Annotated in this window: 14 protein-coding genes and 1 pseudogene; 10 read left to right on the top strand and 5 right to left on the bottom strand. The window is 70.2% G+C overall.

Features of this window, described 5'->3' with window-relative positions; genetic code table 11:
- Positions 1–490 precede the first annotated feature (490 nt).
- The 4 genes from ACIQ7M_RS33230 to ACIQ7M_RS33215 all read left to right on the top strand — a co-directional run bounded on the left by ACIQ7M_RS33230 (position 491) and on the right by ACIQ7M_RS33215 (position 3,659).
- Positions 491–1,189 carry a DJ-1/PfpI family protein gene (locus ACIQ7M_RS33230; RefSeq protein ID WP_403651198.1) on the top strand — a complete coding sequence of 233 codons (699 nt, stop codon included), beginning with the start codon at positions 491–493 and terminating at the stop codon, positions 1,187–1,189.
- 107 nt (positions 1,190–1,296) lie between these two features.
- Positions 1,297–2,235: a DsbA family protein gene (locus ACIQ7M_RS33225; RefSeq protein WP_403651196.1), complete on the top strand. Its 939-nt coding sequence runs from the start codon at positions 1,297–1,299 to the stop codon at positions 2,233–2,235.
- Between the two features lie 114 nt (positions 2,236–2,349).
- Positions 2,350–3,276, top strand: coding sequence for an NADP-dependent oxidoreductase (locus tag ACIQ7M_RS33220; protein ID WP_403651401.1), 927 nt, complete (start codon positions 2,350–2,352; stop codon positions 3,274–3,276).
- A gap of 107 nt (positions 3,277–3,383) precedes the next feature.
- Positions 3,384–3,659, top strand: coding sequence for a hypothetical protein (locus ACIQ7M_RS33215; protein ID WP_403651194.1), 276 nt, complete (start codon positions 3,384–3,386; stop codon positions 3,657–3,659).
- 65 nt (positions 3,660–3,724) lie between these two features.
- Here the strand turns inward: ACIQ7M_RS33215 and ACIQ7M_RS33210 are convergent, their stop codons facing one another.
- Positions 3,725–4,855, bottom strand: coding sequence for an RNA-guided endonuclease InsQ/TnpB family protein (locus ACIQ7M_RS33210; RefSeq protein ID WP_403651399.1), 1,131 nt, complete (start codon positions 4,853–4,855; stop codon positions 3,725–3,727).
- An 80-nt stretch (positions 4,856–4,935) separates the two neighbouring features.
- On the opposite strand from ACIQ7M_RS33210, the pseudogene tnpA reads away from it, so the two are divergent.
- Both tnpA and ACIQ7M_RS33200 read left to right on the top strand, forming a co-directional pair.
- A pseudogene (gene tnpA / locus ACIQ7M_RS33205) lies at positions 4,936–5,329 on the top strand (IS200/IS605 family transposase).
- A 114-nt stretch (positions 5,330–5,443) separates the two neighbouring features.
- Positions 5,444–6,052: a class I SAM-dependent methyltransferase gene (locus ACIQ7M_RS33200; protein ID WP_403651192.1), complete on the top strand. Its 609-nt coding sequence runs from the start codon at positions 5,444–5,446 to the stop codon at positions 6,050–6,052.
- A 48-nt stretch (positions 6,053–6,100) separates the two neighbouring features.
- Here the strand turns inward: ACIQ7M_RS33200 and ACIQ7M_RS33195 are convergent, their stop codons facing one another.
- Positions 6,101–6,427 carry a pyridoxal-phosphate dependent enzyme gene (locus ACIQ7M_RS33195; protein WP_403651190.1) on the bottom strand — a complete coding sequence of 109 codons (327 nt, stop codon included), beginning with the start codon at positions 6,425–6,427 and terminating at the stop codon, positions 6,101–6,103.
- Positions 6,428–6,945: 518 nt separating this feature from the next.
- Between ACIQ7M_RS33195 and ACIQ7M_RS33190 the strand changes: the two genes are divergently transcribed.
- Positions 6,946–7,392, top strand: a complete 447-nt coding sequence (locus ACIQ7M_RS33190; RefSeq protein WP_403651188.1) for a hypothetical protein — start codon at positions 6,946–6,948, stop codon at positions 7,390–7,392.
- Positions 7,393–7,583: 191 nt separating this feature from the next.
- Here the strand turns inward: ACIQ7M_RS33190 and ACIQ7M_RS33185 are convergent, their stop codons facing one another.
- Together ACIQ7M_RS33185 and ACIQ7M_RS33180 are read right to left on the bottom strand one after the other, a co-directional pair.
- On the bottom strand, positions 7,584–8,606 hold the full coding sequence (locus ACIQ7M_RS33185; RefSeq protein WP_403651186.1) for an ornithine cyclodeaminase family protein: 1,023 nt from the start codon (positions 8,604–8,606) through the stop codon (positions 7,584–7,586).
- Positions 8,603–9,466, bottom strand: coding sequence for a PhzF family phenazine biosynthesis protein (locus ACIQ7M_RS33180; RefSeq protein WP_403651184.1), 864 nt, complete (start codon positions 9,464–9,466; stop codon positions 8,603–8,605). The genes ACIQ7M_RS33185 and ACIQ7M_RS33180 overlap by 4 nt, the downstream gene beginning before the upstream one ends.
- Positions 9,467–9,537: 71 nt before the next feature.
- Here ACIQ7M_RS33180 and ACIQ7M_RS33175 point away from each other — a divergent pair, with 71 nt between their 5' ends.
- The 3 genes from ACIQ7M_RS33175 to ACIQ7M_RS33165 all read left to right on the top strand — a co-directional run bounded on the left by ACIQ7M_RS33175 (position 9,538) and on the right by ACIQ7M_RS33165 (position 12,681).
- Positions 9,538–10,398 (top strand): LysR family transcriptional regulator, encoded by an 861-nt coding sequence (locus ACIQ7M_RS33175; RefSeq protein ID WP_403651182.1) that lies wholly within the window; start codon positions 9,538–9,540, stop codon positions 10,396–10,398.
- 275 nt (positions 10,399–10,673) lie between these two features.
- On the top strand, positions 10,674–11,906 hold the full coding sequence (locus ACIQ7M_RS33170; protein ID WP_403651180.1) for an RNA-guided endonuclease InsQ/TnpB family protein: 1,233 nt from the start codon (positions 10,674–10,676) through the stop codon (positions 11,904–11,906).
- 184 nt (positions 11,907–12,090) lie between these two features.
- Positions 12,091–12,681 (top strand): GNAT family N-acetyltransferase, encoded by a 591-nt coding sequence (locus tag ACIQ7M_RS33165; protein WP_403651178.1) that lies wholly within the window; start codon positions 12,091–12,093, stop codon positions 12,679–12,681.
- Here ACIQ7M_RS33165 and ACIQ7M_RS33160 read toward each other — a convergent pair.
- Positions 12,627–13,238, bottom strand: coding sequence for a TetR family transcriptional regulator (locus ACIQ7M_RS33160; RefSeq protein ID WP_403651176.1), 612 nt, complete (start codon positions 13,236–13,238; stop codon positions 12,627–12,629). The genes ACIQ7M_RS33165 and ACIQ7M_RS33160 overlap by 55 nt on opposite strands.
- Positions 13,239–13,300: the final 62 nt, after the last annotated feature.

Raw genomic sequence — 13,300 nt, 5'->3', positions numbered from 1 at the left:
CCGCATGCGGGCAGGTGCGGGAGGTGTTGCGGGGGCGCACGGCGACCGCGCGGCAGGACGCCCGGGACCGCGGGCATTCCACCTCTGCCCGCCCTTGAGTAACGGATACCGATCCGGGACGGGCTCCGGCCACTGAGACTTCACCGAGTTCTTGGCTCGGTCGGCGAGCCGGCTCGGCACGCCGCCCGGAGCGGGCGGCGCCCCGGATACGCGGCACGGCGTGGGGACGCCGGCGCCGCGGCACCGCATCCACCGGGCAGACGATCCGGTGGACGCGGTGCCTCTTTCGCACTCCGCGCGGCCGCGTCCCGACGGGCCTGAACGCCCGCCGGAGCGGCCGCAGAAGCCGGCTCATGGCGCGCGGTCCGGCCTCCGCGGGCACGGCCGGCACCATCCTCCAAAACTTTTTCCTTCCAACTGGAATAGTCATGAACCATGAGCATGTTGAACGGGGTGACTCACCCGAACCAGCCCGTACAAGGAGCACACCGTGAGCGACATCAAGAAGGTTCTCTTCCTCGCCTTCCCCAACGCCGGCGAGCAGGACCTCCTCGCCCCCTGGGAACTGTTCAAGGCCCTCGCCTACGACCTCAGCGGGCAGGGGGAGACCCTGGAGGTCACCCTCGGCAGCTTCGAGGGAGGCACCGTGACCACCCACATGGGCGCCCAGCTGCAGACCGAGAAGGTCTCGCCCCAGGACCGCTACGACCTCCTCTACATCCCCGGCGGCATCGGCGGCGGCGCCGCCTCCCGCGACCCGCAGATCCTCGACTTCATCCGCGCCCACCACGAGGAGGGCCGCTGGGTCGCCGCCAACTGCGCCGGAGTCGGCGTCGTCTTCCGCTCCGGGATCCTCGACGGCACCCGCTTCCAGGCCGCGGCCGTCCTGGGCCGGCGCCTGAGGGAACTCGGCGCCGACGTCGCCGAGCCCCGCCGCGCCTGGTCGCTGCTGCCCGACGCGAAGATCTTCACGGCCGGCGGCGCCGCCACCGTCCACCCCAGCACCATCGCCCTGGTCACCCACCTGTTCGGCGAGGACCGGGCCCGCGCGCTGGCCGCCACGTGGGACACCCTCCCGCTCCACGGCGAAGCCCTGTTCAACCCCGAGGGCCCCGTCTCGCACGACGACGAGACCTTCGTCAAGGGCCTCCAGGACGGCATGGAGAAGGTCTTCCTCCCCGAAAACTGACCCACCCGCCCCCTCCATCACCACGCCCCGACCCGACCCCCGGCCCAAGCCACGGCCCAGGTCCCCGCCTCCCCGGCGACAAGCCCGAACACGTCCTTGGAGACACCATGAGCCAGACAGACCAGTCCCTCGCCGCAGGTGTGTGCGATCCCGATTCGGGTGTCTGCGCCCTGCCCGGCGACAGCGCGGCCCTTCCCGGCGCGGCCGCCGACCGTCCCGGTCCCGGGACGGGCCTCACGCGCATCACCTACGTGACCGACCCGATCTGCTCGGCCTGCTGGATCCTCGAACCCGCCTGGCGGTCCCTCACGGAGCGCTACCGCGACCTCATCGACGTCCGCCATGTCTACGGCGGACTCCTGCGCGGCTGGCAGGGCTTCCACGACGAGGGCAACGGCATCCGCCGCCCCGAGGACGTCGCCCACCACTGGGACGAGTTCGCCGAGATCTCCGGCCAGCCCATCAACTCCTCCGTCTGGCACAGCGACCCCATCGACTCCTCGTACCCGCCGAGCATCGCGCTCGCCGCCGTCCGCCTGCTGGCCCCCGAACACGAGGAGACCTACCTGCGCCGCCTGCGTGAGGAACTCTTCCTGGACGGCCGCAACATCGCCGCCCCCGAACTCCTGGAGAGGCTGGTCGTGGAACTCGGCCTGGACGTGGCGTCGTACCGCCGTCTGATCGACAACGGCGAGGCCGAATCAGAGTTCGAACGCGACCTGGTCCGCACCCACGAACTCGGCGCCCGCGGCTTCCCGACCCTGATCCTGGAAGGCCCCGACGGCCGCGTCGTCCTGCACGGCTGGATCCAGCCGGAGCGCCTGGAGAACACCTTCCTCACCGTGTCGGGCGCGACCCGCCGGACCGCCGTCTCCTCCCTCGACGAAGCCACCGACCGGCTCGGGACCGGAACCTCGCTCGAGTACGCCGCACTCACCGGCCACTCCGTCACCGACGTGGAAGGACTCCTCACCCGGGCCGGCGCCACCTCCCGCCCCGCCGGCAGGGGCAAGGCCTGGTCGCCCAGGCCGCGGAACCGGCACTGAGACCGGTCGGCCGACAAGCGGACCATGCCCGGCGAACGGCCCTGTGCTGGCGCGGCCTTCCAGCCTCCCGGCGGGAAACGTGGCGGTCCCAAGGATTTTGAAGGAAATTTGATGATGCGCAAAGTGATGCAGAACAGACTCGGCGGCCCGGACGTCCTGGAGGTCGTTGACGCGGAGGTGCCGGAACCGGGCCCCACAGAGGTGCTGGTCGAGGTGAAGGCCGCCGGGGTGAACCCCGTCGACTGGAAGATGCGTACCGCCGGAGGCCTGGGGGATCCGCCCTTCTCGGTCGGCTGGGACGTCTCGGGGGTGGTGACGGCCGTGGGAGCGGGCGTGACCCGCTTCAGGGCGGGGGACCAGGTGTTCGGCATGCCCCGCTTCCCCGCGGAAGCGGGCGCGTACGCGGACTATGTGACCGCTCCCTCCAGGCACCTCGCCCTCAAGCCGTCCCGCCTGAGCCATGCGCAGGCCGCCGGACTGCCCCTCGCGGGCCTCACCGCCTGGCAGGCCCTTGTCACCGTGGCCCGGATCGCCGCCGGCCGGCGCGTTCTCATCCCCGCCGCGGCCGGCGGCGTGGGACACCTGGCCGTTCAGATCGCCAAGGCCCGCGGCGCGTACGTGATCGGCACCGCGAGCGCCGCCAAACACGACTTCGTCAGGGCACTCGGGGCGGACGAGGTCATCGACTACCGGACCACGGACGTGAGTTCACAGGCCGCGGACATGGACGTCCTCCTCGCCACAGTCGCGGGGCAGATCGAGGAACTGGCGGGCACCCTGACGCCCGAGGGCCGGATCGTGGCACTCAACGGCGCCGACGCGGACGCGGTCCAGTGGGCCGTGGAGAACGGTCTGCGGGCCGACTTCATGCTCGTGGAACCCGACCGCGCCGATCTGGAGTCCCTGGCCTCCCTCGCCGGGGACGGCCTGCTCGACGTCCACGTCGACACGGTCCTTCCGCTGGAACGGGTGGCCGACGCCCACCGCCTGGGCGAGCAGGGACGAACGACCGGGAAGATCGTTCTGGCTGTCACCGCCTGAGGAGACGAGAAGGCCGAGACGAATACATGAGAACTCCGCACCGGAGAAACCCGAGCGGTGTCCGCCGCTTTCGAACCGTGCACCGTAACCGAAAAAGGGAGGTCTCCATGACTGCTGACGAGAATTCCGACGGCGCCCAGGTCCGCGAGGACGGCGCGGCGGAGGGGGACGGGCTCGTGGCCAACCAAGCCCTGTGGGACAACCTCGCCGAGTTCCACGGAACGGCCCCCGGCGACCGGTCGTACGACGTGGAGTCCTTTCTCGTCGGCGGGCAGACACTGCGCGGGATCGAGCGGGAACTCGCGGGCGACGTGGCCGGCAAGGACCTCCTCCACCTCCAGTGCCACTTCGGGATGGACACCGTCAACTTGACCCGGCGCTGAAGCACCGGGCTTGGAGGTAGTGCCCAACTGGCTGCTGGGGTGGACTCCTCCGTCGAGACACCCCGTTAGGGGGTGGCAGGGACGCGTGACTCACGCCCCGCACTCCACACGCTCTCGCCACGGGTGGCGATGTTGTGGGAAGCATTCCGGTCGGCGTGGGCAACGATCCCGCACCCCCGGCAGATGAAAAGCCCCTGGTCGACGCGGTTGCGTCTGTCGACGTGGCCGCACTGGGCGCACGTCTGTGACGTGTACGCGGGATCGATGAAGACCAGGGGCACACCGGCCCGCTTGGCCTTGTAGACGAGGAAGTCTGCGAGCTGGGCGAAGGCCCAGGAGTGGAGTGCGACCCGTTGGGGCTTGCGGAGCCGTACCCGGTTGCGGATGCCCTTGAGTTCTTCGAGGGACAGTCCGCGTCCGGTGCGTTCAGCCTCGGTCACGATCGTCTTGGAGATGATGTGGTTCTGGTTGGCGGCGTGCCGCGCCTCTTTGCGGGCACGGGCCTTGAGCCGCCGCTTGGCAGACTTGGTGCGCTTCTTCTGGAGCTTGGCCCGCAGAGCGAGCTGTCGCTTGCGGTACCGGTTGAGCCCCCGCCCGGCGGCGAGGTAGCCGGTGGAGGCGGTGGCGATGTTCTCGATACCAAGGTCCACGCCTATGAAGCCGTCCGGCTCGTACTGCTCGGCCTCAGGCACGTCGCAGGTGGCGACGAGGTAGAACACGCCGTCGCGCTGGATCAGGTCGGATTCGCCCTGCCGGTGCGTCTGGAGCATCTTGAGCACGTCGGCGGAGCAGGCGAAGCGGATGTTCTTGATTCGGCCGTCCACGGTCCAGATGGACACGGTCCGCTGGTCGTATTGCCAGCTCAAACACCGGTCGTCATACGGATGCGCGGCCTGGGGCCGGAACGTGATCGGCTTGGACTCGGCCTTGCGGCGACGCCTGGAACCGTCCTTGCCGAGGTTGCCGGCCCGGATGTTGGCCCCCAGCGTGGTGTACGAGTCGCGCACCTTCTTGATGACGTGTTGCGCGGCCTGCGCTCCCAGCCCACGGGTTTTGAGTTCGGCGTAGGTGTGCTTGCGCAGCTCGTACTCACGCGGCACGCCGTGCTCGAACGCTACCTCCGACACCCAGTTCGCGGCGTCGTTGACCATTTTCAGGGTGCGCTCAAGCGCGGAGGCCTGCGCGGCGTCCGGCATGAGCTTGACCTGCGCCACGATCTTCACAGGCGTGATCGTAGCAATACCCTATGTGACCGCGCTGGGAGTCGAACTCCGATATCCGTAGGGGTCGTAGCGTCGTCTACACCCTGCACGCACACTTGGTCTTCACCCCCAAGTACCGGCGCGGACCGTTCACCGACGAGATCCTTCGGCGCTGCGAAGAGGTCATGCGCGACGTGTGCACCGACTTCGGCGCGGAGCTGCGAGAGTTCAACGGCGAACGCGATCACGTCCACCTGCTCGTGCACTACCCCCCAAGGTCGCCATCTCCTGACTCGTAGGCTCCCTCAAGGGCGTCTCTGCCCGGCGCCTGCGGCAGGAGTTCCCCGGCCACGCAAGTACCTGTGGGGTGAGCACTTCTGGTCGCCGTCCCACTTCGCAGCCTCATGCGGAGGCGCGCCCCTCGCCGTCATCAAGGAGTACATCGAGAACCAGAAGCGTTCCAGCTGAGGCCAACAGTGCAGACCCGTGCACCCGTGCACGTCAGAGCAGTGTCAAGAAGCGCTTCCTCCCGGGCGTGAACGCCCGGGGTTTCCGCGCTAGATCATGCTGAACTGGGCACGCTTGGGCGCGCGCGTGACCGGCGTGGACTTCTCGCCCAAGGCGATCGCGCGGGCACGGGAGCTGGCCCGGCGCGCCGGTCTGTCCGCGGAGTTCGTCGAAGCCGACTCCCAGCGTCTGCCGGATGCCCTGACCGGGAGGTTCGACCTGGTCGTCGCGACCTACGGAGTTCTGCCCTGGGTTGCGGACCTGGACGCGTGGATGGGTGGCGCGGCGAGAGCGCTGCGGCCGGGCGGCTGGCTCGTGCTCGTCGACCTCCACCCCGTCTTCCAGACGGTGCTCACCTTCGACCCCTTCGTGGCCGACTGGCCCTACGGCGGTGGCGCACCGCAGCACGACGCGATGACGGGCACGTACGCCCACGGCGACGCCCCGCTCGAGCCGCAGGCCGCGACGCAGCACCCGTACTCGGTCGGCGAGATCGTGACGGCGGCCGCCTCGGCGGGGCTGGTCGTGGAACGGCTCGGCGAACACACCGAGACCGAGACCGACGGACGCCACATCCTGCCCCAGGGGCCGGACGGCCTGTACTGGTTCCCCTTCAGCGACACCTACCTGCCCGTCCTGTACTCGCTCAGCGCGGTGCGCCCGGCCGCGGCCGGGCGCGACTAGAGGCCCGCACGTCCGGTGCCGACCGCCGACCCCGGCGCCACGGCCCTGTCAGTGAGATGGGCCGAACCGGGCGAGCAGGCGGGACAGGAGGTCTGGGTCGACGTTGCCGCCGCTGACGACGGCGACGTGCAGCGCGCCGGGAGGCAGATCGTCTTGGTGGTGGAGGAAGGCCGCGGTCGTCACGGCGCCCGAGGGCTCCGCTACGACACGGCTCTCGCGCGCCAGGACGGCCACGGCCTCCCGGATCTCGCTCTCCGACACCGTGACGATGTCGTCGACGTACTCCTGGATGTGCGCGAAAGGAATCACTCCCACCGAACCGCCGCGCATGCCGTCCGCGAGGGTGCGGCCCGTCAGCGCCGTCGGCCAGGCCACCCGCCGCCCGTCAGGACAGCGGCCCCGACCGAGGAGGACCCCATGGACACCAATCGCTAGCTACCGCACCATCAAGCTTCGCGGCGGCTGGGCTGCCGAGGACACGCAGACCGGGGAGATCCGGACCGGCCTGGTGCACGCGGGCGCAGTTGCCCTCGCCAGCCACCTCAACCGCACCGCCGGCCGACCCGCCGGCCCGGAGGCACCCAGCCTCCGGGCCTACGTCGGTACCGGCCTCGGGGAATGGAACCGTGGTTGGCGGTAGCGATGGTTACGCTTATGTGTCGAGAGAGCTACCGCACGAGACGCCTTGGATTCGCAGGTGGAGCATGGGTGTTGCCTGTGCCGGTCGCTCAGAAAGGCAAGGGTCGGCCTTGGGGCGCTTCGGGGACCTGGCTCCCGGCCGCGCCGTCTCGCGGGCCGGGCCTGCTGAGGCAGAGTCAGCTTCCTTCGTGGCTATCGACGTTGTGCAGCTCATAGAGTGATCACTTCATCATGCCACCGATCCGAGAAGGCTCATGTCTCACATCACCGCACGCTCCACCGTCGCCAAGCGCGCCCGTCTCGGCCGCCGCACCGCCGCCACCCTGCTCTGTGCCGCCGCCCTGACCGGGCTGACCACGGTCACCGCGCCGTCCGCCGGCGCCGTCGAAACGCCCAGCAGCGGCTGGGACCACACGTACTCCGGCAGGGGTGTCAGGGTCTACGTGGAGGAACACGGGGACATCATCTCGGTGTGCGACACCTCTACGAACGGCCACTCGGCCTGGGTGACCGTCGACGACGTCACCCAAAACCGCTCGGGCTACAAGGTCACGGCCCGCGGCGGCAAGGGCAGTTGCGCCACCCGCCGGGCCAGTGACGGCATCCAGTACAACCCGGACGAGGGAATGCGTATCGGCCTCAACTTCGAGGGCGAGGGCGGTAACGGCTCGTACTACGTGAGCTTCGTCAACGACCACTGACGGCCGCGGCAGGCCTGCGCGCCCTGGGTCCCTGCCGCGGATGGCGGATCTGTCCCCGGCTGGGGCCCAGGGCCCTGTGGTCACTCGCCCGTCAGCAGGTGCAGCAGGCCGACCACGCCTACGCCGACCATCAGGGCCACGCCGAACTCCGGCGTATGAGCCGTTGCCGCCCGCGTGCCGGTGGCGTTCCCTCAGGCGCCCGGCCGGTGGTGCACCTCCCGCGCGTGCGCGGGAGCGGGAGTGGTCCCCTCGGGGGTGCGAGGCCCGGACAGCCGGTCGAGGACGACCTCGGCGGCCGCCAGGTCCTGGACGCCGAGGCCGACGAGTTTGCAGATGGTGATCTGGTCGTCGCCGGCGCGTCCGGGCGCCGTGCCCGCGAGGACCTCGCCGAGTTCCGCGTGGTGTCGGCGGTCCGTCGTCGGGAGTCGCGACAAGTCGCCGTGTGTCGCGGTCAGTTCGCGGCTGTCGACCACGATCCGGTCCGCCCGCGTCAGGGCTTCGGGACTCAGTTCCGCCTTCGTCGGATCGTCGGCGCCCACGGCGTTGACGTGTGTTCCGGGCGTCAACCAGGCCGCGTGCACCAGGGGTTCGGTGCTGGAGGTCGCCGTCACCAGGACGTCGGCGCCCTCGCACGCGGCCCGCGGACCGTCCACGGCGACGACCCGCAGACCGGGGCGCCTGGCGTGCAGCGCCCGGGCGAGGTCCTCCACCCGGGACGCGTGCCGGCCCCACACGCGTACGTCACGCAGCGGGAGTTCATCGGCGATGGCGAGGGTCTGGAGGTAGGCCTGGGTGCCGCTGCCGATGACCCCGAGGACGTGGGAGTCGCGCCGTGCCATGGTCCGGGCGGCGAGAGCACCGGCCGCGGCCGTCCGGACGTCGGAGAGGTGGTGTTCGTCCTCCAGGAGAGCCCGGAGATCTCCCGTCTCGGCGTCGAACACCGCGATGACCCCGCTGCCGGGCGTCCCGCCGCGGCGGGCGCGTTCCAGGAACCAGGAGGCGACCTTGACGGTGAAGATCCGCCGCCCCGGCAGCCACGCCGACTTCACGTGCACATCGCCCTCACGGCCGGCCGGCGCGAACACCGCGGCGGGGGAGTCGCCGAGGCCGCGGCTGTAGTCGCGCAGCGCGGCGGCGACGGGTTCCAGGACGTCGGGGTAGCCGACCGCGGCGCGGATCTCCTGCGGGCCGAAGTACGCGGGCCCGCGCGTCACTGGGGGAGCCCTTCGAGGCGCCCGCGGGCGACGACGGCGACCTCTCCGCCGACCCGTACCGACGTGATGTGCTCCGTCCCGCCGTGGGCGCTGATCGTCATCTCGCTGGGGCGGCCGCAGTACTGCCCCTGGCGCAGCGTGCGCTGTTCGCCGTCCTCCAGGCGCCCGTGTCGGCGCAGGTAGGCGGCCACGCATCCGGCGGCGCTGCCGGTGGCCACGTCCTCGACGACGCCGTCGTTGTTCCAGTGCCGCCCTTCCAGATCGTCGGCGTCCAGGAGATAGGCGAACTGCGCTCCGAGCCCGGCCAGTCGCCGCCCGATGTCGGAGGCGATCCGGGCCCGCGCGAGTGCTCCGGGACGTACGGGCACGATCAGGTACCGCAGTCCCGTCGAGACGATCTCGGGCCGCAGTTCCGTGTGGAGGTCCGCCTCCTCCAGGGAGAACCAGGAGGCCACGTCGTCCGGCTCGGGCCGCCCGAGGAACTGCGGAGCGCCCTGGTCGAGGACGCTCGCGTACCGGCCGGGGCCGCGCTGCTCGGTGACCACCTCGACGGTGCGCGCCTTCAGCTCCAGCGACCAGGTCCGGCTGCGGTCGCCGCCCGCCAGGGCGTGCAGGACGCTCGCCGCCCCGATGACGGGGTGCCCGGCGAAATCCAGTTCCTCGGCGAGGTCGAAGACCCGGGCCCGCCACGCGTCGTCCCGGCCGTCCCCCTGTTCCAGGAAGATGGATTCGAAGTGCCGCATTTCCTCGGTGATCCGCTGCATTTGGGAGCCGGTCAGACCTGCCGCGCCGGGAAATACGGTAAGGCTGTTCCCGCTGAATGGCGTTCCGCTGAAGACGTCGACATGAAAGTAGTGCATATGACGACGCTACCGATGGGCCGAAAGGAACGGAACCCTCGCCATGAACAGAGGGGGCATAGCATGCCGTTATGGCCCCCGATCTCGAGACCGCACTGCTGCGTGCTTTTGTGAGTTCCGTACGGTCCGGAAGCATCAGCCGTGCCGCCGCGGCCCTGGGCCACAGCCAGCCCGCGCTCAGCGGCCAGCTGCGCCGGCTCGAACGTACGGTGGGCCGACGGCTGTTGGATCGCGGCACGACGGGCGTGTCGCTGACCAAGGCCGGAGAGGTGTTCCTGCCCTACGCCGAACGCATTCTGTCCCTCTCGGCCCAGGCCGTCGCGGCGGCCGGCCCGGACGTGGCCGGACACTGCGGCATCGGGCTGATGGAGGACTTCGTCACGCCGTCCCTGGTCGAGGCGCTCGGCGACTTCAGTGTCCTGTACCCGGACGCGACGCTGGAACTGGTCACCGGTCCCGGCCCGCTGATGAAACAGTCCCTCGCCGAGGGACGCGTCCAACTGGCCCTGTGCGACCCGTTCTACCTGGCCCAGACACCCCGCTGGACGGCCCGCCTGCCGCTGACCTGGTCCGCGGCACCCGGTCTGGACAGGGACCAGGACCCGCTGCCGCTCGTCCTCTTCTCCCAGCCGTGCCGCTGGCGGGCACCGGTCCTGGACGCCCTGGAGAGCGCGGGCCGCCGCTGGCGCATCGTCTTCGAGAGCACCGCCATGGGCGGGGTGCAGGCCGCGGTACGGGCGGGCCTCGGCGTCACCGCCCTGCTCCCCGCGAACGTGGAGCCGGGCACCGCGGTCGAGGGACTGCCCGCGCTGCCCGATGTCGAGGTCGCCCTCGTCCGCTCCGCCGGCAGGGACGGCGACCCGCTCCTCCAAGCGGTGGAGGAGCTGCTGCGCGGCCTGACCATGCCTCGGGCGGACCCGGGGCCGCGGTAGCGGACGGAATCCCGGCTGAAAACACGTCAGGACAGAGGCTGTGCGGGCACCGGAGCCGCCAGACGCCCGCTCTCCCGGCCCGGCCCGGGCCGTCCTGTCCCGAATATAGGCAGAAATTACTCACGTCCGCCCGGCAGCCTCACGCTTCAATGAATTCCGCCCGGCGCGGGCGGCGGAAAAATGCTCCGCGCCGGACCGTCGCGTCCAGCAAAAGGTGAGAAGGAGTCCCGTTGGTTCCCATCGTGGCGACATAGGGCAATGTTAGATTGATTGCCATGCAGCTCCGGTACTCGTTCCGCGTGTATCCGAGTGCTGGTCAGCGCATGGCGTTGGCGAGGGCGTTCGGGTGTGCGCGGGTCGTCTTCAACGACGCACTGCGTGTGCGCGAGGAGGCCCGCAAGGCCGGGCTGGGGTTCGTCACCTCGGCGGAGTTGTCCAAGCGCCTCACTGCCGCAAAGAGGACGCCGGAACGGGCCTGGCTCGGCGAGGTCTCGGCAGTGATACTTCAGCAGTCCCTGCGCGACCTGGACACCGCTTACCGGAACTTCTTCGATGGCCTGAAGGGCAAGCGCCCGAAGATGGGTGCGCCGCGTTTCAAATCGAAGCGGGACAGCCGGCAGTCGATCCGTTTCACCGCCAACGCCTCGTGGCGGATCACGCCGGGCGGGAAGCTGAGACTGCCGAAGGTCGGCGACGTTCCCGTGCGCTGGTCCCGCGCATTACCGTCCACGCCGTCCACGGTGACCGTGGTCAAGGACGCGGCGGGCAGGTACTTCGCGAGCTTCGTCGTAGAGACGGACGTCTGCGAGGTACTGCCCGAGACGACACCGGAGATCGGCATCGACCTCGGTCTCGGGCACTTCGCCGTCCTCTCCGACGGCCGGAAGATCGACAACCCGCGCTTCTTGCGCCGGGCCGAGAAGCGCCTGAAGAAGATGCAGCGGGACCTGTCCCGCAAGCAGAAGGGCTCCAGCAACCGGGGCAAGGCCAGGGCGAAGGTTGCTCGTGCTCACGCGCGGGTCGCCGACGCGCGCCGCGAGTTCCACCACCGGCTCTCCACCCGGCTGATCCGCGAGAACCAAGCGATCGCCGTTGAGGACCTGTGTGTCAAAGGACTCGCCCGTACGCGCCTGGCCAAGTCTGTCCACGACGCCGGATGGTCGGCGTTCGTGAGCATGCTGGAGTACAAAGCCGTCCGGTACGGACGCACCCTGGTGAAGATCGGCCGGTTCGAGCCGACCTCCCAGGTGTGCTCCGCCTGTGGCGTCAAGGACGGTCCCAAACTGCTGAACGTCCGGGAGTGGACGTGCTCGGGGTGCGGGAGCGTCCTCGACCGGGACGTCAACGCGGCGGCCAACGTTGCCAAGGCCGCCGGACTGGCGGCATCAGCCTGTGGAGCGCAGGTAAGACCGGCACCCGTGCCGGCACAGCGCAGCGAAACAGGAACCCGCCAGGAGCTGCCCACCGCGTCGCCGCAGTGGGAGCAGACTGGAATCCCGGGCCCTTAAGCCCGGGAGGATGTCAATGGTGGGGTAGGAACGAGGGTCGGTCTTCGTGGACATCACCCGCTGACACCGACTCCGCCGACGGACACCGTGGACGGACGAGTGGCCGCTACTCAAGCCCCTATGGCCTTCGGCGGGGCATTCTTGCCGGTGATATAAAGACCGCCGACCCGAAAGAACGACCGTGATGCGTTTCCTGACCGCCCTCGCGGCACACACGGAACGGCGGGCCGCACGCGCCGTCGACCGAAGCGTCTTCCTGCGCGAACTGGACGTCACGGACACACCTACGGCAGTCGAAGTGCACCGGGTCGGCCGGCGCTCGTACGCGGTGGAGGCCGACCTGATCGGCTTCGACGGCATACCGGCCCTCACCGAGACCCTGGAAGAGATGCGGGCGCAGCCGTTGCGCTGGCTCGGGATGGTCACGCGTGACGGCCGGATCGCCGCGTTCGTGGCCTGGCGACGGCTGGCCGGGGAGGACGGCATCGACATCGACCGCGTCTGCGTCGACCCGGAATGGTTCCGCCGCGGGTTGGCACGGAAGCTGCTGGACCACCTGTTGGCTCAACTGGCCCCCGGCGAAAAGGCGCTGGTCAGCACCGGCGCCGACAGACGGCCGGCCGTCTGTCTGTACGAGCGGCTCGGCTTCACCCGTGTCGGCACCGTCCGGCCGGCACCCGGCCTGCTCCTGGCCGAGTTCCGGCTCGTACGCGACCGCGTTCATCCCTCCCGGGCCGTGGTCCGATCGGTTGCGGGGCCTTCCAGGGTGGCCTGAACGGCGGGGGCGAGGGTGGCGACGATCTGTTCGGGGGAGAGGTGGGTGACGGTGGGGATGCGCAGGATGTAGCGGGTCAGGGCGAGGCCGAGGAGCTGGGCCGAGACCAGCCCGGCCCGTGCGGCCTGCTCGGGCCCGGCGGCCCCGGCGAGTGCCGGTGCGACCTGGGTCGCGAAGATCGCGTGCATCCGTTCGGCGGCGTGTTCGTTGGTGACGGCGGAGCGCAGGAGGAGCAGCAGGGCATCGCCGGCCTCGTCGTGCTCCCAGCGCTGGAGGAAGTGCCGGACCAGCGCTTCGGCGCGGTCGGCCGCCGGTACGGCGGACAGGTCGGGGAGGTCCAGGTCGATGTCGAGCGCGGCGTCGAAGAGACGGGCCTTGTTGCCGTAGTAGCGCATGACCATCGAGGGGTCGATGCCGGCGTCGGCCGCGACGGCGCGGATGGTGGTGCGTTCGAAGCCGTGCGCGGCGAAGCGGCGGCGGGCGGCGTCCAGGATCACCGCCCGGGTGCGGTCGGATCGTCGGGCGCCCGAGGCGCTGTGGTCGATGTCCTGCGTCATGCCCACGACTGTAGGCCAACAGCTGTTGACTCTCCAGGGCCGGTGCGTGCACTCTGTCAACA

It is taken from the genome of Streptomyces sp. NPDC096324, from assembly GCF_044763015.1.
Taxonomy (GTDB): Bacteria; Actinomycetota; Actinomycetes; order Streptomycetales; family Streptomycetaceae; genus Streptomyces.
The sequence above is the reverse complement of the archived record's forward strand: the minus strand, read 5'-3'. Positions and strand labels throughout refer to the sequence as shown.